Raw genomic sequence first — 16451 nt, 5'->3', positions numbered from 1 at the left:
ACAAGCGCCGAGCTACAAGCGCCGAGCTACAAGCGCCGAGCTACAAGAAAACCCCGAAGGCTTCCACCTTCGGGGTTTTCTTTTGCGGCGAACGATTTCACGCTGCTGGCTTGCAGCTGTCAGACCTGCCCGTAGCGGCCGGCTTCCTCGCCCAGCCAGCGGCGGATCAGCGGCCGGCTGGCCTCGGGGTGCTCGGCCAGCAGCGCCTCGGCCAGCGGCGAGATGCGCGGCAGCAGGTCGGCGTCGCGCTCCAGATCGGCGATCTTCATCTGCGCCAGGCCGGTCTGGCGAGTGCCCAGCACCTCGCCGGGGCCGCGGATCTCCAGGTCCTGCTCGGCGATGCGGAAGCCGTCGGTGGTCTCGCGCATCACCGTCAGTCGCTTGCGCGAGTGGTCCGACAGCGGCGGATGATAGAGCAGCACGCAGAAGCTCGCGGTGGCGCCGCGGCCGACCCGGCCGCGCAGCTGGTGCAGCTGGGAGAGGCCCAGTCGCTCCGGGTTCTCGATGATCATCAGGCTGGCGTTGGGCACGTCGACGCCGACCTCGATCACCGTGGTGGCCACCAGCAGGTCCAGCTCGCCGGCCTTGAAGGCCGCCATCACCTCGGCCTTCTCGGCGGCCTTCATGCGGCCGTGGACCAGGCCGATCGAGAGCTCAGGCAGCGCCGCCACCAGCTCGTCGCGGCTGGCCTCGGCGGCCTGGCACTGCAGCGCCTCGGACTCCTCGATCAGGGTGCAGACCCAGTAGGCCTGGCGGCCCTCGGCGCAGGCGTGGCGGATGCGCTCGACCACCTCGGGGCGGCGCTCGTCGGGCACCACCACGGTCTTGACCGGCGTGCGGCCGGGGGGCAGCTCGTCGATCACCGAGACGTCCAGGTCGGCGTAGGCGCTCATCGCCAGGGTGCGCGGGATCGGCGTGGCGGTCATCACCAGCTGGTGGGGCGTCAGCCCACCGGCCTCGCCCTTCTCGCGCAGCGCCAAGCGCTGGTGGACGCCGAAGCGGTGCTGCTCGTCGATGATCGCCAGGCCCAGGCGATGGAAGTGAACGTCGCCCTGGAACAGCGCGTGGGTGCCGACCACCATCTGCGCCCGGCCGTCGAGGATCGCCGCCTTGGCGTCGAGCCGGGCCTTGCCCTTGAGCTTGCCCGCCAGCCAGGCCACCTCGATGCCGAGCGGCTCGAACCAGGCCTTGAAGGCCCGGTAGTGCTGCTCGGCGAGGATCTCGGTGGGCGCCATCATGGCCGCCTGGCAGCCGCCGGCGATGGCGGACAGCGCCGCCATGGCGGCGACCACGGTCTTGCCCGAGCCCACGTCGCCCTGCACCAGGCGCAGCATGGGCCGCTCCTCGGCCAGGTCGGCGCGGATCTCGTCGAGTACCCGGCGCTGGGCGCCGGTCAGCGAGAAGGGCAGCTGGGTCAGGAAGCGGGCCTGCAGGCCACGGCCGTCGGACAGCGCCGGCGCGCCGTCCTCCTGGATGCGCAGGCGTACCTCGCGCAGGCTCAGCCGGTGGGCCAGCAGTTCCTCCAGGGCCAGCCGGCGCGCGGCCGGGTGGCGGCCCTCGGCCAGCGCGTCCGGGTCGGCATCCGGCGGCGGATGGTGCAGCTCGCGCAGGCTGTCGTGCAGCTCCGGCAGGGCGTACTGGTGGCGCAGCGCCTCGGGCAGCCATTCCGGCAGCGCCTCGGGCGTGGCGTCGAGGCGTGCCAGGGCCTGGTCGATCAGCGCCCGCAGGCGCGTCTGGTGCAGCCCCTCGGTGGTCGGGTAGAGAGGCGTGAGGTGATCCTCCACCGCCGGTGCGCCCTCGCCGATCAGGCGATATTCCGGGTGGTAGATCTCGAGCCCGGTGGCACCGGCCCGGGCCTCGCCGAAGGCGCGCACCCGGGCGCCGGGGCAGAACTGCTGCTGCTGGGCCGGCGAGAAGTGGAAGAAGCGCAGGCTGAGTATGCCGGAGCCGTCCCTGAGCCGCACCAGCAGGCTGCGGCGCCGGCCGCGCACCACGTCGGCGGCCATCACCTCGCCCTCGACCACGGCCTCGTCGCCGGAGCGGAGGCCGGCGACGGGGGTGATGCGGGTGCGATCCTGGTAGCGCAGCGGCAGGTGGAACAGCAGGTCGGCGACGGCATCGATGCGCAGGCGGCCCAGCTTCTGGGCCAGCGCCTCGCCGACGCCCTTGAGGTCCGTGACGGGGGCGTCGAGGCCGCTCATGCCGGCTCGTTCGTGGCCGCGCGGCAGTGGGCGATGGCCTCGGTGACCGCGTCGATGGCCTGGGGCCGCGGGAAGCTGGCCCGCCAGGCGATGGCCACGGTGCGGCCCGGGCCGGGGGCCGTGAAGGGGCGGCTGGTGAGCAGGCCGCTCTCGTAGTGGCCGGTGCCGATCGCCGAGCGCGGCAGCACGGTGATGCCGAGCCGCGAGGCGACCATGTGCCGGATCGTCTCCAGCGAGCCGCCCTCGGCGGTCAGGGTGTTGTTGGGGCTGTTGAGCTTGTGGCTGATCGCCGGGCAGGCCTCGAGGATCTGGTCGCGGAAGCAATGGCCCTCGCCGAGCAGCAGCAGGCGCTCCTGGAGCAGATCCTCCTTGTCGATGCTCTCGCGCTCGGCCCAGGCGTGGTCGGCCGGCAGCAGCACGTCGAAGGCTTCCTCGTAGAGCGGCTTGGTCACCACGTCGGTCTCGGTGAACGGCAGCGCGACGATGATGGCGTCCAGCTCGCCGCTGCGCAGCTTGCGCCGCAGCTCGCCGGTGAAGCCTTCCTCGATGTAGAGCGGCATCTGCGGCGCGCGGCGGGTGAGCTCCGGAATCAGGTGCGGGAACAGGTAGGGGCCGACGGTATAGATGGCACCGATGCGCAGCGGACTGGCCAGCTGGTCGCGCCCGGCGCTGGCCAGTTCCTTGATCACGCTGCTCTGTTCCAGCACGCGCTGGGCCTGCTCGACGATCTTCTCGCCCAGCGGCGTGACCTGTACGGTGGACTTGGAACGCTCGAACAGTGCCACGCCCAGCTCTTCCTCCAGCTTCTTGACTGCCACCGAGAGGGTCGGCTGGGACACGAAGCAGTGCTCGGCGGCGCGGCCGAAGTGGCGTTCCTGGGCCAGGGTTACGATGTAACGGAGTTCTGTTAGAGTCATTTTGGTGCCGGGGCTTCCTCGATTGTCAGTGTGTCGCGGGCCCCATCCATAGGGCACCCCAAGGGTCATAGGGACTTTTTATCAGGGGGCGAGGGAAAGGTGAAGACAACGACGCTGATTCTGGGCTGCGGCGACATCGGTACGACGCTGGGCCAGGCGCTCAAGGCCGACGGCCACAAGGTCATCGGGGTGCGCCGCGATGCCACCAGGCTGGCCGATACCGGCCTCAAGGGCATCTCGGCGGATCTCGGCGACGCGACGGCGCTGGCCGAGCTGCCGGATGCGGATATTCTGGTCTATGTGGTCAGCGCCGACCGCTTCGAGGAAGAGGCCTATCGGGCGGCCTACCCGGATGGCCTCAAGGCGGTGCTCGCCGAGTTCGGTGGCCGCAAGCGCCCGCCGAAGCACGTGTTCTTCGTCTCTTCCACCAGCGTCTACGCCCAGCAGGGCGGCGAGACGGTGGATGAGGCCAGCCCCACCGAGCCCACCGGCTTCTCCGGCGCGCTGATGCGCGAGGCCGAACAGGCGCTGATCGATCACGCGTTGCCCGGGTCGGTAGTGCGCTTCTCCGGCATCTACGGCCCGGGGCGCGACCGCCTGATCCGCCAGGTCGGCGAGGGCCGTATCGCCGCCGCGACACCGGCCATGTACTCCAACCGCATCCATCGCGACGACTGCGCCGGCGTGCTGGCCCACCTGATCGGGCGGGCGCTGGCCGGCGAGTCGCTGCATGAGCTCTATCTCGCCAGCGACTGCGAGCCGGCACCGCTCCACGAGGTGATGGCCTGGCTGGCCAGGCAGCTCAAGGTCGAGGCCACCGAGACCATCCAGTCGCCGCTGCGCCGCCGGGCCAGCAAGCGCTGCGACAACGCTCGCCTGCTCGAGAGCGGCTATCGTTTCCGCTTCCCCACCTTCCGCGAGGGCTATCTGCAGGTGCTGCGCGAGGGCGGCTACCTGCCCGAGGCCACCACCTAGCGTTCCTCGTCCTTCCGACCGTCTGCCGACACGTCCGGGAGTGGCCCGGGCGTGCGCGCCAGGCAGGCATAGCGGCTGCCCCGGGGCGTGACGGTCGAGCGGATCAACTCGACACGGGAATACGTCCAGTCCAGCGCCACGGCCGGCAGGTCGGGGGCGGGTGGTCGCTCGGCCCGGCGCAGCAGGGTGACATGCGGCACGAAGCGCTCGGGGCGCCCTTCGATGCCGAGCCGCTCGAGCCCGTTCCAGAGCTGATGCTGGAGGGCGCCGAGCGCTGGATCGGGGGCGTCGCCGCCGACCCAGACGATGCCCGGGCGGCGGAACCGGCCCCAGCGGTCGAGCCGCCAGCGGCCGGGCAGCAGGGTGAAGCGCGCCAGCCAGTCGGCGATGGCCGTGGCCCGGGCGTCGGACTGCTCGCCGAGGAAGGCGAGCGTGAGGTGAAAGCCGTCGTCCGGCATGCGCCGGCCGCCGCAGCGGGAGCGGGCGGCATCGGCCAGAACGCCGAGCCGCCGGCGCAGGGCCGGCGGCGGTATCAGGGCCAGAAACAGGCGCATGGCAGGAAGGCTCTCTTCAGAGAGGTAACGGAAAGCGCGGATTCATGTCGCGAGCGATGAGAGGCTGGTCGCCGCCGGAGCGCAGCTACCGGAGTGTAGCCTGCTACATGAGGATAGCGAGCACCGCCGGCGGCCAGGATCTCGAGCGCAGCAATGAATCAGCCTTTCCTTAGTCGCCGATGACCAGCACGGCCTCTGCCTCGACCTGGCTGCCCTTGGGCAGGGCCTTGACGCCGACGGCGGCGCGGGCCGGGTAGGGCGCGTCGAAGAACTCTTCCATGATGCCGTTGACGATGGCGAAGTTGTCCAGGTCCACCAGGTAGAGGTTCAGCTTGACCACGTCCTTGAGGCCGCCGGCGGCCTCCTCGGCGACGGCCTTCAGGTTGGCGAAGACCTGACGGGCCTGGGCCTCGAAGTCGTCGGAGACGATCTCCATGGTGGCCGGGTCCAGCGGGATTTGGCCGGACATGTAGACGGTGTTGCCGGCCTTGATGGCCTGGGAGTAGGGGCCGATGGCGGCGGGTGCCTGGTCGGTGTTGATGACGGCCTTGTTGCTCATGGTGTGCTCCATGTGTTGTTGGCGATGATGGTGAAGTGTCCAATGACGGCGCCCCCGCCCGCCGCGACCGCGACGGGCGGGGGCGCCGGGGGTCAGTTGCCCAGCCGGGTGATCTTGCCGACGTGGGACAGGTTGCGCAGGCGCTTGATGATGCGCGCCAGGTGCACGCGGTTGCGTACCGAGACGGTGAGGTTGACGATCGACAGCCGGGCGTCGCGCTCCTCGATGCCGATGCGCTCGATGTTGGCATCGGCGTCGGTGACCAGGCCGGCCAGTTCCGCCACCAGCCCGCGGCGGCTCTCGATCTCCAGGCGCAGCGGCACCGGGAAGTCCTCGTCGGCCTGGTCGGACCACTCGAGGGCGAGCAGCTTGTCCGGGTCGCTCTTGAGTTCGGCCAGGTTACGGCACTCGGTGCGGTGGACGACGATGCCCTTGCCCACCGAGAGATGACCGATGACGGGATCGCCGGGCAGCGGGTGGCAGCAGCGGGCGAACTTGATCACCATGCCTTCGGCGCCGCTGATGACGATCGGCCCCTGCCGGTGCGGGGTCTCCGCGGTCGGCAGCTGCTCGCCGTGATGCAGGTCGACCAGGCGCCGGGCGGCCACGTGGGCGACGCGCGCTCCCAGGCCGATCGACTCCAGCAGGGCATCCTGGCTCTTCAGCTCCAGCTCGGCCAGCAGCGTGGCCATCGGCCCGCCGGGCAGCTCCTCGAGGCTGGTCTCGAACTCCGCCAGCGCCTTGTTGAGCAGCCGGCGGCCGAGCTGGACGGCCTCGGTGTGCTGCTGGTGCTTGAGCGCGTGGCGAATCGCCGAGCGCGCCTTGGCGGTGACCACCACGTTGAGCCAGGCCAGGCTGGGCCTGGCGCCGGGCGCGGTGATGATCTCCAGCGTCTGGCCGCTCTCGAGCCGGGTGGAGAGCGGCGCCAGATGGCGGTCGATACGGCAGGCGATGCAGCTGTTGCCGATGTCGGTGTGCACGCTGTAGGCGAAGTCGATCACCGTGGCGCCCTGGGGCAGCTCCATGATGTCGCCCTTGGGCGTGAACACGTAGATGTCGTCCGGGAACAGGTCGTTCTTGACGTGCTCGATGAACTCCAGCGAGTCGCCGGCGTGGCGCTGCATCTCGAGCAGACCCTTGATCCAGGAACGGGCCCGGGCATGGCTGCCCTCGGCGATCGGATGGTCGGTCTGGCCGGCCTTGTACAGCCAGTGGGCGGCGATGCCGTTGTTGGCCATGGCCTCCATCTCGCGGGTGCGGATCTGCACCTCGATGGGCATGCCGCCGCTGCCGAACAGGGTGGTATGCAGGCTCTGGTAGCCGTTGGCCTTGGGGATGGCGATGTAGTCCTTGAAGCGCCCGGGCACCGGCTTGTAGAGGTTGTGGACCATGCCGAGGATGCGATAGCAGCTGTCGACGTCGTCGGTGATGATGCGAAAGCCGAACACGTCCATGATCTCGGCGAACGACTTCTTCTGGTCGCGCATCTTGCGGTAGATCGACAGCAGGTGCTTCTGGCGGCCCATGACCGAGCCGGTCATGCCCTCTTCGTCGAGGCTGTTCTGCAGGGTGTCCTGCACCTGGCGGATCGCCGAGCGGCGATGGCCGCGGGCGCTGGCCACGGCGCGCTTGATGCGCTCGGCGCGCATCGGATGGATCGCCTGGAAGGAGAGGTCCTCGAGCTCGACGCGGATGGTGTTGATGCCCAGCCGGTTGGCGACCCGGGCATAGATCTCCAGCGTCTCGCGGGCGATGCGGCGCTTCTTCTCCGGGCGCAGCGCGCCCAGGGTGCGCATGTTGTGCAGTCGGTCGGCCAGCTTGACGATGATCACCCGGATGTCCCGGGACATCGCCATCACCATCTTCTGGAAGTTCTCGGCCTGGGCGACCGCCTTGTCCTCGAAGGTGATCTGGGTGAGCTTCGAGACGCCGTCGACCAGCTCCGCCACGGCCTCGCCGAACTGCTCGCCCAGGGCCTGCTTGGAGACGCCGGTGTCCTCGATGACGTCATGCAGCATGGCGGCCATCAGGCTCTGATGGTCCATGTGCATGTTGGCCAGGATGTTGGCCACCGCCAGGGGGTGGGTCACATAGGGCTCGCCGGAGCGACGGCGCTGGCCGTCGTGAGCCTGCTCGGCGTAGTAGAAGGCACGCTTGACCTGCTGGATCTCGTCCTGAGGAAGGTAGCCGCCGAGGCGGTCGGCCAGGTCATCGATGGTGAACATGCGGCGTGCCCTGAAGGTTGCGTGATGGCCGTGCGGATGGCGGCGACGCCGGCATCACTCCTCGGCGGGGATGCCCGACTCGCCTTCGGGGCGCGGACGCACGGGGGCGGCCTCGACCGGTTCGTCCAGCACGCTGGAATCGACCAGGCCATCGGCGATCTCGCGCAGCGCCATCACCGTGGGCTTGTCGTTTTCCCAGGGCAGCAGGGCATCGCGGGAGCCGCGGGCCAGCTGGCGAGCGCGCTGGGTGGAGATCATCACCAGCTTGAAGCGATTTTCGACGTTTTCCAGACAGTCTTCGACGGTAACACGCGCCATGGATGCCTTCCTGAATGCTGACGGGCGAAGCCCCGGCCGGCGCCGCTGCGCCCCGGGGATTCACCGATGAATAGAGGGGTTAGATTACTCGACGCCCGGCGCGCCTGACAAGCGCCGCGGCCGGGCTCAGGCGAGCAACGAGGCCAGCAGCGGGGCGTGGCGCTCGCGGGTACGTTCGGTGGTCAGGCGCCGGGCGATGACCAGCGACTGCAGCTCCTGCTCGGCGGTGGTGAAGTCGTCGTTGATCACCACGTAGTCGTACTCGTCGTAGTGCGACATCTCGCTGACCGCCTCGCGCATGCGGGAGGCAATCACGGCGTGCTCGTCGGTGCCGCGGCCGGACAGGCGGCGTTCCAGCTCCTCCCGGGACGGCGGCAGGATGAAGATCGAGACCGCGTCGGGCAGCTGCTCGCGGACCTGGCGGGCGCCCTGCCAGTCGATCTCCAGGATCACGTCCTGGCCGGCGGCCAGCAGTTCCTCCACGGCGCGCCGCGAGGTGCCGTAGTAGTTGTCGAATACCCGGGCATGCTCGAAGAAGTCGCCTTCGTCGATCATGCGCTCGAACTCGGCCCGCTCGACGAAGTGATAGTTCACGCCGTCCACCTCGCCCTCGCGGCGGGGCCGGGTGGTGTGGGACACCGAGACCTGGATGCCGTCGAGGCGTTCGATCAGTTCGCGCACCAGGCTGGTCTTGCCGGCGCCGGAGGGGGCGGAAACGATGAAGAGCGTACCTTGGGGCATGGCGGGTCCTGCGATATCGACGGCTGCGGAGGAGGGCGCGAAGTATCGCATACTTGTCGCCCTCGCCCCAGCCTCAGGCCACGGCGGCATTCGCCTCGCGGCGCTCCAGGTAGCGCCCGGTGAAGAACATCGCCAGCCCGCCGAGCGCCAGCACGGCGCCGACCAGGCCGCTGGCCGACCAAGGGGCTCCGCCCTTGATCACCACCGCCGCCAGCCAGGCGCCCAGAGCGTTGGCGCAGTTGAAGGCGGCGTGGTTCATCGAGGCGGCCATGGTCTGGGCGTCGCCGGCGACGTCCATCAGCCGGGTCTGCAGCGCCGGGCCCAGGGCCATGCTGGTGCCCACCAGGCCGACGAACAGCAGCCCGGCGATCAGGTGGTTGGCGGCGAAGAAGAAACCGGCCTGCACCACCAGGCACCAGATCAGGATGCGGGGGATCGCCTTGAGCAGGTTCTTGTCGGCCAGCCGCGCGCCGACCAGGTTGCCGACGATGGTGCCGATGCCGAAGATCGTCAGCACCCAGGGGCCGATGGCTTCGCGCATGCCGGCCTGGGCCGAGAGGGTCGGCACCACGTAGCTGAACACCGCGAACATGCCGCCGAAGCCGATGCTGGCCACGCCCAGGGTGAACAGCACCCGCTGCTTGACCAGCGCCGAAAGCTCGCGCTTGGGGCTGGCATGGGGATCGGCCGCCTGGGTCGGCACCCACAGGCGGATCAGCACCGCGGTGGTCAGGGCGATGGCGCCGACGCCGAGGAAGGCGCTCTGCCAGCCCAGCCACTGGCCGGCCCAGGTGGCCAATGGCGCGCCGACCAGGATGGCGGTGGTCAGACCCAGCATCACCCGGCTCACCGCCCGGGCGCGCTGCTCGATGGGCACCGCATTGGCCGCCACCAGGGCGGCGACGCCGAAGTAGGCGCCGTGGGGCAGGCCGGCCAGGAAGCGCAGCCCGACGAACGGCCAGAACGAGGTGGCCAGGGCGCTGGCGACGTTGCCGACGGCAAACACCAGCATCAGCACGATCAGCAGGGTGCGGCGCGGCACCCGGGCGGCCAGCGCCGAGATTAGCGGTGCGCCGACCACCACGCCCAGGGCGTAGCTGGAGATGGCGTAGCCGACGTCGGCGGAGGCGACCTGGAGGGCGCCGGCGACCCGCTCCAGCAGGCCCATGATCACGAACTCGCTGGTGCCGATGCCGAAGCCGCCGAGGGCCAGCGCCAGCTCGGCCAGGCGGGGATGGCGCGCGGTGGCGCCGGCAGAGGGTGTCGACATGGGAAACCTCGGGGAAATAAAAAAGACCCTGACGGTGTCAGGGTCGCGTAAAATTACTACAAAAGTATAACGCAGCTGTCGTTAGGAAGCGAAGGGGTGCCTGTTAGCGGCCGCGGCATCATTCGATGTTCTGGATCTGCTCGCGCATCTGCTCGATCAGCACCTTGAGCTCCACGGCGCAGCGGGTGGTCTCGGCGACCACCGATTTCGACGACAGGGTGTTGGCCTCGCGGTTGAGCTCCTGCATCAGGAAGTCCAGGCGGCGGCCGATCGGGCCCTTCTGGGCGAGCTGACGTTCGACCTCGCCGACGTGGGTCTCCAGCCGGTCGAGCTCCTCGGCCACGTCGGCCTTCTGGGCCAGCAGCACCAGTTCGGCCTCCAGGCGCTGGGGCTCGAGCTCGGTGCGCATCTCGGCCAGCCGCTCGAGCAGCTGGGTGCGCTGACGCTCGAGGATCGTCGGCAGCAGGCCGCGGACCTCGGCGATCTGCGCGCGGATGCCGATCAGCCGCTCGCGGATCAGCTCGGCGAGCTGTTCGCCTTCCCGGGCGCGGCCGGCGATCAGGTCGTTCAGGGCCGCCTCGAACAGGGCGTTGGCCTCGGCCTTGATCGCCTCGAGGTCGAGCCCGGGCGTCTCGAGCACGCCGGGGTGGTCGAGCAGCGCCAGGGCGTCGGGCATCGATGCCTCGGGCACGGCCTCGCGTACTTCGCTCAGCGCCGCGCCCAGGGCACGAAGCTTGGCGTGATCGACGCTGGCCTCGGCGCGGCGCTCGGCGGGCTCGAAGCGCAGCGTGCACTCGACCTTGCCGCGGGCCAGGCGGTTTCGCAGCGCGTCGCGGAAGCCGGGCTCCAGGTCGCGCAGGGCCTCGGGCAGGCGGAAGTGCGGGTCCAGATAGCGCTGGTTGACCGACCGCAGCTCCAGTTGCAGCCGTCCCCAGTCGGCATCGCGATCCTGCCGCGAGAAGGCGGTCATGCTGTACACCATGGCGGGGCTCCTTGTGGGTCGGTCGAGGTCGGGGCGAGTCAGTGTAACCGATTCCTCCGGCAAGCCGTGTAGAATGGCGGGCCATCCATTTTCGACTGCGAGAGAGCTGCCATGGCCGAGGACTTCCGGCGTCCCAGCGGACGCGCCCCCGACGAGCCCCGCGAGATCCGCCTGACCCGCGACTACACCCGTCACGCCGAGGGCTCGGTGCTGGTCGAGTTCGGTGATACCAAGGTGCTGTGCAACGCCAGCGTCGAGGCCGGCGTGCCGCGCTGGCTGCGCGGCAAGAAGCAGGGCTGGGTGACCGCCGAGTACGGCATGCTGCCTCGCGCCACCCACACCCGCGGCGGTCGCGAGGCGACCCGCGGCAAGCAGGGCGGCCGCACGCTGGAGATCCAGCGGCTGATCGGCCGCTCGCTGCGCGCGGCGGTGAACCTGAAAAAGCTGGGCGAGTACACCATCACCGTGGACTGCGACGTCATCCAGGCCGACGGTGGTACCCGCACGGCCTCGATCACCGGCGGCTGCGTGGCGCTGATCGACGCCGTGCGCTACCTGCAGCGCGAGAAGCTGATCAAGGGCGATCCCTTCCATCAGCTGATCAGCTCGGTCTCGGTGGGCATCTACAACGGCGTGCCGGTGGTCGACCTGGACTATCCCGAGGACTCCCGCGCCGGCACCGACATGAACGTGGTGATGGCCGAGGGCGGCGGGCTGATCGAGGTGCAGGGCACCGCCGAGTCCGGCACCTACAGTCGCGCCGAGCTCAACGCCATGCTCGACCTGGCCGAGCAGGCCGGCGCCTCGCTGTTCGCGCATCAGCGCGAGGCGCTGGGCATCCGCGGCTGACGGTTTTCGTCAGACGCGTCGCCCACAAACGCAGCACGCCGGCCCTCGGGCCGGCGTGCTGCGTCATGCCTGGGCATGACGGCGACGAAGGGAGGCGCGTTACAGCGGCAGGTCGTACTCGACGATCAGCGGCGCGTACTCGGAGAAGGTCGCGTCGTAGTCGATCCAGGCGTCCACCACGTGGCGGCGGAAGTTGGGGCCGACCAGCTGGTAGTCGACGCGCCAGCCTTCCTGGCGTTCGCGGGGCTGGTCCTGGTCCAGCGCCGGCCACCAGGTGTACTCGCCGGCGTCGCGGTTGATCTCGCGGAAGGTGTCGATGAAGCCGGTCGGGCCGAGCACCTGATCCATCCAGGCGCGCTCCTCGGGCTTGAAGCCGGGGGTCGTCTGGTTGTCGGCCCAGTTCTCCAGGTCGATGGTCTTGTGGGCGATGTGCCAGGTGCCGGCGATGATGTATTCGCGGCGCTTGCGCGCCATCTTCGACAGGTATTCCTGGTACTGGGCCATGAAGGCCTGCTTGGCGGCCGGATCGCTGCCGTCGGGCATCAGGAAGCTGGCGATGCTGAAACGGTCGTAGTCGGCCTGCAGGAAGCGCGCCTCATGGTCGCACTGGGGGAAGCCGAGGCCATACATGATCGCCTTGGGGATCTTGCGGCAGTACAGGCCGACGCCCGAGAAGCCGTCCTGTTCGGCGTCGAGGAAGTAGCCCTCGTAGCCCTCCGGATAGAGGATGCTGTCGTCGAGCTCGAAGCTCTTGGCCTTGAGATTCTGCACGCAGACGACATCGGCATCCTGGTTGGCCAGCCAGTCGAGAAAGCCCCGACCCACCGCCTCTCGGATGCCGTTCACATTGATGGTGGCGATTTTCATACATGGTCCCTTTTGCGTCGCGCGTGTATGATACCCGACGTTTCGACGTTTGGGTAAATGGCGTCCGCCAATAGACGTGATAGGAGGCTCCGTGGCCGCATCGACCCTGCAACCGTATCAGCAGGCCTTCATCGAGTTCGCCATCGAGCAGGGCGTGCTGCGCTTCGGCGAGTTCACCCTCAAGTCCGGGCGCACCAGCCCCTACTTCTTCAATGCCGGCCTGTTCAAGAGCGGTCGCGCCCTGGCGCAGCTGGGCCGCTTCTACGCCCAGGCCATCGCCGACAGCGGCCTCGAGACCGACGTGCTGTTCGGTCCGGCCTACAAGGGCATTCCCCTGGCCGCGACCACCGCGGTGGCGCTGGCGGATCATCATGACCGCGACCTGCCCTATGCGTTCAATCGCAAGGAGGCCAAGGCCCACGGTGAAGGCGGCAACATCGTCGGTGCGGCGCTTGCCGGCCGCATCCTGATCATCGACGACGTCATCACCGCCGGCACCGCGATCCGCGAGGTGATGGGGCTGATCGAGGCCGCCGGCGCCGAAGCCGCCGGCGTGGTGGTGGCTCTGGACCGCCAGGAGCGCGGCGGCGATGACCGCGATCCGCGCAGCGCCATCCAGCAGGTCGAGGCCGCCTACGGCATGCCGGTGGTGAGCATCGTCACCCTGGACATGGTGCTCGAGTACCTCGAGGTCCACGCCGGCGACGAACTGCGCGGCCACGCCGAGGCAATCCGCGCCTACCGCGATCGCTACGGCGTGCAGAACCGCTCCTGACGAGACGAGATGTGATCATGAAAGCGATGATGGCGTGGCTGGGCGGCCTCGGTCTGGCCCTGGCGACCCTGAACTGCCAGGCGGGCAGCCTGGATCTGAACCTGAGCGACGAGGCCGTGCAGTTCGCCGCCAGCGGCGAGGTCGCTCCGGGCATTGCCGTGGGTGGCGGTCTCCTCGACAGCGAGGATCGCGTGGATACCCAGGCCGTGCATGCCGAGGTGCTGGGGGTCGAGCGCACTCGTCGCTATGACATCGGCGTCGGCGCCCGCTGGACCCAGCTGGATACCGATGCCGGCGACGGAGGTGGCCTGGGCCTGGGGGGCTACGGCTATGCCTATGTGCCGCAGGTGCCGGCGCTTTCGCTGGGCGGCTATGGCTTCTATACCCCGGGCGTGGTGAGCGCCGGCGACCTCGAACGAGGCCTGGAGTATGGCCTGCGGGCACGCTATGGCGTCACGCGCAACGTGGATGCCTATGTCGGCTATCGTCGCCTGCGCGCCGACCTCCACCGGCCCGGCGGTACCCGGACCCTGGACAGTGGCGCCCATGCCGGCGTGCGGCTGGTCTTCTAGGGGCGATGTCGCGTTCGGTCGTGCCTCGGGCCCCGTTTCGGGGCCCGAGGCCGTTGTCGGCCCAGCCTTCTTCCGGAGTGATCGATGCTCGACGTGGTGCTCTATCAGCCCGAGATACCGCCCAATACCGGCAACCTGATCCGCCTGTGTGCCAACACCGGCTTCCGACTCCACCTGATCGAACCGCTGGGCTTCGCCCTGGATGACAAGCGCCTGCGCCGTGCCGGCCTCGACTACCACGAGTGGGCCCGCGTCAGGGTGCATGCCGACTGGGCGGCCTTCCTCGCCGAGGTGGCGCCGAGGCGGGTGTTCGCGGTCTCGACCCGCGGCCGTACCGGCTATCACGAGCCCGCCTACCGTGAGGGCGACGCCCTGGTGTTCGGGCCCGAGACCCGCGGCCTGCCCCAGGCAATGCTCGATGCCCTGCCCGAGACCCAGCGCCTGCGCATCCCCATGCTGGCCGAGAGCCGCAGCCTTAACCTGTCCAATGCCGCCGCGGTGCTGGTCTTCGAGGCCTGGCGCCAGCTCGAGTTCGTGGGGGCCGGTCTTCCCGACAGCGAGTCGATCGCCGCACCGAGGAACGAGCCATGACCCAGAGCATCGCCAGCCGCATCGCCAAGCTCAACCCGCGCCAGCAGGAGGCGGTGCGCGCCATCGACGGGCCTTGCCTGGTGCTGGCCGGCGCCGGCTCGGGCAAGACCAGCGTGATCACCACCAAGATCGCCTACCTGGTGCAGGAGTGCGGCATGAGCGCCCGGCGCATCGCCGCGGTGACCTTCACCAACAAGGCCGCTCGCGAGATGAAGGAGCGGGTGGGCAGCATGCTCCAGGGGCGCCAGGGCCACGGCCTGACGGTGTCCACCTTCCACACCCTGGGCCTCAACATCATCCGTGGCGAGCTCAAGGCGCTGGGCTACAAGCCGGGCTTCTCGCTGTTCGACCCCGAGGACGCCAAGGCGCTGCTGCGCGACCTGATGAACAAGGATGCCCAGGTCGACGCGGACCAGATCAACCAGGTCCAGGCGGCCATCTCCAACTGGAAGAACGACCTGGTGCTGCCCGGCCAGGCGCTGTCCCATGCCGATAGCGAGGACGAGCTGTTCGCCGCTCGGGTCTACGAGGCCTATGTGCGCCACCTCAAGGCCTACAACGCGGTGGATTTCGACGACCTGATCCTGCTGCCGGTGACGCTGCTGCGTGACGATCCGGAGGCACTCTCCCGGTGGCGCAAACGCATTCACTACATGCTGGTGGACGAGTACCAGGACACCAACGTCAGCCAGTACCAGCTGGTGCAGCTGCTGATGGCCGAGCGCCAGACCTTCACCGTGGTGGGCGACGACGACCAGTCGATCTACGCCTGGCGCGGCGCGCGGCCCGAGAACCTGGTGACCCTGGGCGAGGACTTCCCGCGCCTGAACGTGATCAAGCTCGAGCAGAACTACCGCTCCACCGGCACCATACTGCGCGCGGCGAACACCCTGATCGCCAACAACCCCCACGTCTACGAGAAGACCCTGTGGTCGGACATGGGGCAGGGCGCGGCGATCCGGGTGGTGGTCAATCGCCACGAGGAGGCCGAGGCCGAGCGGGTGGCCAGCGAGATCCTCACCCGGCGCATCAAGGAGCGCGCCGAGTGGCGCGACTTCGCCGTGCTCTACCGCGGCAACTTCCAGGCCCGGCTGCTGGAGCTCAAGCTGCAGCACTACCAGATTCCCTACAAGCTCTCCGGCGGCACCTCCTTCTTCTCTCGCAACGAGATCAAGGACGCGATGGCCTACCTGCGGCTGCTGATCAATCCGGCCGACGACAACGCCTTCCTGCGCATCGTCAACGTGCCGCGCCGCGAGATCGGCCCGAGCACCCTGGAGAAGCTCGCCAACTACGCCACCGAGCGCGGCGGTTCGCTGTTCGCCGCCTGCCAGGAGCTGGGGCTGGCCGAGCTGCTGCCGACCCGTGCGGTGGAGCGTCTGGGTCGCTTCACGCACTTTATCGAGGGCGTACGCCGGCGCATGGACGGCGGCGATGCCATCGACGCCATCCGCGACATGCTGCGCGAGATGGACTACGAGGCCTGGCTCTACCAGAACGCCAGCGCGCCGACCATCGCCGAGCGGCGCATGGCCAATGTCTGGACACTGATCGACCAGCTCGAGAAGTCCATGGATCGCGATCCCGACGAGGATACCGCCAGCACGGCCACCGAGACCGACGGCGTGGAGGCGGCGATCTCGCGGCTGGTGCTGCGCGACATCCTCGAACAGCAGGCCGAGGAGGACGACTCCGACCGCGTGCAGCTCTTGACCATGCACGCCTCCAAGGGCCTCGAGTTTCCCCACGTCTACCTGATGGGGCTGGAGGAGGAGCTGCTGCCGCACCGCAACGCCATCGAGGTCGGCACCGTCGAGGAGGAGCGACGACTGGCCTACGTGGGCATCACCCGGGCGCGGCGCACCCTGACCATGACCCTGGCGCGCCAGCGCAAGGCCTACGGCGAGCTGATGGACTGCACGCCGAGCCGCTTCCTCGACGAGCTGCCGGAAGATGCCCTGGAGTGGGAAGGCCGGGCCGACCGCGAGGATCCGGAGAAGAAGCAGGCCCGCGGCAAGGACGCCATCGCCGGGCTGCGCTCGCTGCTGAACTGAC

Annotated in this window: 16 protein-coding genes; 6 read left to right on the top strand and 10 right to left on the bottom strand. The window is 69.2% G+C overall.

The genetic code is table 11. The features are described 5' to 3' along the window. Positions 1-119 precede the first annotated feature (119 nt). Both recG and C9J49_RS12225 read right to left on the bottom strand, forming a co-directional pair. Positions 120-2201 (bottom strand): ATP-dependent DNA helicase RecG, encoded by a 2082-nt coding sequence (gene recG / locus C9J49_RS12230; protein ID WP_107181751.1) that lies wholly within the window; start codon positions 2199-2201, stop codon positions 120-122. Next, positions 2198-3118, bottom strand: coding sequence for a hydrogen peroxide-inducible genes activator (locus tag C9J49_RS12225; RefSeq protein WP_035594432.1), 921 nt, complete (start codon positions 3116-3118; stop codon positions 2198-2200). Before C9J49_RS12225 ends, recG begins: the two co-directional genes overlap by 4 nt. A gap of 99 nt (positions 3119-3217) precedes the next feature. On the opposite strand from C9J49_RS12225, the gene C9J49_RS12220 reads away from it, so the two are divergent. Beyond that, a complete protein-coding gene (locus tag C9J49_RS12220) occupies positions 3218-4093 on the top strand; it encodes an SDR family oxidoreductase (protein WP_107181752.1) in 876 nt (291 codons plus the stop codon). Here the strand turns inward: C9J49_RS12220 and thpR are convergent. From thpR to C9J49_RS12185, 7 genes are all read right to left on the bottom strand, one after another. Beyond that, on the bottom strand, positions 4090-4647 hold the full coding sequence (gene thpR / locus C9J49_RS12215; protein WP_107181753.1) for an RNA 2',3'-cyclic phosphodiesterase: 558 nt from the start codon (positions 4645-4647) through the stop codon (positions 4090-4092). The two genes, C9J49_RS12220 and thpR, sit on opposite strands and share 4 nt — an antisense overlap. A 169-nt stretch (positions 4648-4816) precedes the next feature. Next, entirely contained in the window at positions 4817-5206 is a 390-nt protein-coding gene (locus C9J49_RS12210) for a RidA family protein (protein ID WP_016855923.1), read from the bottom strand. A 92-nt stretch (positions 5207-5298) separates the two neighbouring features. Next, positions 5299-7431, bottom strand: a complete 2133-nt coding sequence (locus C9J49_RS12205; protein ID WP_107181754.1) for a bifunctional (p)ppGpp synthetase/guanosine-3',5'-bis(diphosphate) 3'-pyrophosphohydrolase — start codon at positions 7429-7431, stop codon at positions 5299-5301. Between the two features lie 54 nt (positions 7432-7485). After that, positions 7486-7749: a DNA-directed RNA polymerase subunit omega gene (gene rpoZ, locus C9J49_RS12200; protein WP_107181755.1), complete on the bottom strand. Its 264-nt coding sequence runs from the start codon at positions 7747-7749 to the stop codon at positions 7486-7488. Positions 7750-7875: 126 nt separating this feature from the next. Then, positions 7876-8490 (bottom strand): guanylate kinase, encoded by a 615-nt coding sequence (gene gmk, locus C9J49_RS12195; protein ID WP_035594417.1) that lies wholly within the window; start codon positions 8488-8490, stop codon positions 7876-7878. A gap of 73 nt (positions 8491-8563) precedes the next feature. After that, positions 8564-9760 carry an MFS transporter gene (locus C9J49_RS12190; protein ID WP_107181756.1) on the bottom strand — a complete coding sequence of 399 codons (1197 nt, stop codon included), beginning with the start codon at positions 9758-9760 and terminating at the stop codon, positions 8564-8566. Between the two features lie 118 nt (positions 9761-9878). Beyond that, complete coding sequence (locus C9J49_RS12185; protein WP_046078845.1) at positions 9879-10742, bottom strand: YicC/YloC family endoribonuclease; 864 nt, start codon at positions 10740-10742, stop codon at positions 9879-9881. A 111-nt stretch (positions 10743-10853) separates the two neighbouring features. Between C9J49_RS12185 and rph the strand changes: the two genes are divergently transcribed. Then, positions 10854-11591, top strand: a complete 738-nt coding sequence (gene rph / locus C9J49_RS12180) for a ribonuclease PH (protein WP_035594347.1) — start codon at positions 10854-10856, stop codon at positions 11589-11591. A gap of 99 nt (positions 11592-11690) precedes the next feature. Here rph and C9J49_RS12175 read toward each other — a convergent pair whose 3' ends face one another. Then, positions 11691-12458, bottom strand: coding sequence for an exodeoxyribonuclease III (locus tag C9J49_RS12175; RefSeq protein WP_035594346.1), 768 nt, complete (start codon positions 12456-12458; stop codon positions 11691-11693). 91 nt (positions 12459-12549) lie between these two features. Between C9J49_RS12175 and pyrE the strand changes: the two genes are divergently transcribed. The 4 genes from pyrE (at position 12550) to rep (ending at position 16450) form a co-directional block, all read left to right on the top strand. Further along, positions 12550-13233 carry an orotate phosphoribosyltransferase gene (gene pyrE / locus C9J49_RS12170; RefSeq protein ID WP_046078844.1) on the top strand — a complete coding sequence of 228 codons (684 nt, stop codon included), beginning with the start codon at positions 12550-12552 and terminating at the stop codon, positions 13231-13233. 17 nt (positions 13234-13250) lie between these two features. Then, positions 13251-13805, top strand: a complete 555-nt coding sequence (locus C9J49_RS12165) for a YfaZ family outer membrane protein (RefSeq protein ID WP_107181773.1) — start codon at positions 13251-13253, stop codon at positions 13803-13805. A gap of 84 nt (positions 13806-13889) precedes the next feature. Next, the gene (gene trmL, locus C9J49_RS12160; protein WP_046078843.1) at positions 13890-14396 is read left to right on the top strand and encodes a tRNA (uridine(34)/cytosine(34)/5-carboxymethylaminomethyluridine(34)-2'-O)-methyltransferase TrmL; all 507 of its coding nucleotides are present in this window, start codon (positions 13890-13892) and stop codon (positions 14394-14396) included. Beyond that, positions 14393-16450 (top strand): DNA helicase Rep, encoded by a 2058-nt coding sequence (rep, locus tag C9J49_RS12155; protein ID WP_046078842.1) that lies wholly within the window; start codon positions 14393-14395, stop codon positions 16448-16450. Before trmL ends, rep begins: the two co-directional genes overlap by 4 nt. Position 16451 lies beyond the last annotated feature (1 nt).

Origin of the sequence: Halomonas sp. SL1 (assembly GCF_003030865.2) — a bacterium.
Classification (GTDB): domain Bacteria; phylum Pseudomonadota; class Gammaproteobacteria; order Pseudomonadales; family Halomonadaceae; genus Halomonas; species Halomonas halophila.
Note: the sequence above shows the minus strand (reverse complement) of the source record. Positions and strands in the feature narration are given on the sequence as shown.

Excerpts from the sequence above, each read along its gene's own strand:
- C9J49_RS12175 (WP_035594346.1), bottom strand. The coding sequence starts at position 12,458 with ATGAAAATCGCCACCATCAATGTGAACGGCATCCGAGAGGCGGTGGGT.
- C9J49_RS12185 (WP_046078845.1), bottom strand. The coding sequence starts at position 10,742 with ATGGTGTACAGCATGACCGCCTTCTCGCGGCAGGATCGCGATGCCGAC.
- C9J49_RS12190 (WP_107181756.1), bottom strand. The coding sequence starts at position 9,760 with ATGTCGACACCCTCTGCCGGCGCCACCGCGCGCCATCCCCGCCTGGCC.
- gmk (WP_035594417.1), bottom strand. The coding sequence starts at position 8,490 with ATGCCCCAAGGTACGCTCTTCATCGTTTCCGCCCCCTCCGGCGCCGGC.
- C9J49_RS12225 (WP_035594432.1), bottom strand. The coding sequence starts at position 3,118 with ATGACTCTAACAGAACTCCGTTACATCGTAACCCTGGCCCAGGAACGC.
- thpR (WP_107181753.1), bottom strand. The coding sequence starts at position 4,647 with ATGCGCCTGTTTCTGGCCCTGATACCGCCGCCGGCCCTGCGCCGGCGG.
- C9J49_RS12165 (WP_107181773.1), top strand. The coding sequence starts at position 13,251 with ATGAAAGCGATGATGGCGTGGCTGGGCGGCCTCGGTCTGGCCCTGGCG.
- recG (WP_107181751.1), bottom strand. The coding sequence starts at position 2,201 with ATGAGCGGCCTCGACGCCCCCGTCACGGACCTCAAGGGCGTCGGCGAG.
- C9J49_RS12205 (WP_107181754.1), bottom strand. The coding sequence starts at position 7,431 with ATGTTCACCATCGATGACCTGGCCGACCGCCTCGGCGGCTACCTTCCT.
- C9J49_RS12210 (WP_016855923.1), bottom strand. The coding sequence starts at position 5,206 with ATGAGCAACAAGGCCGTCATCAACACCGACCAGGCACCCGCCGCCATC.
- rpoZ (WP_107181755.1), bottom strand. The coding sequence starts at position 7,749 with ATGGCGCGTGTTACCGTCGAAGACTGTCTGGAAAACGTCGAAAATCGC.
- rep (WP_046078842.1), top strand. The coding sequence starts at position 14,393 with ATGACCCAGAGCATCGCCAGCCGCATCGCCAAGCTCAACCCGCGCCAG.
- trmL (WP_046078843.1), top strand. The coding sequence starts at position 13,890 with ATGCTCGACGTGGTGCTCTATCAGCCCGAGATACCGCCCAATACCGGC.
- rph (WP_035594347.1), top strand. The coding sequence starts at position 10,854 with ATGGCCGAGGACTTCCGGCGTCCCAGCGGACGCGCCCCCGACGAGCCC.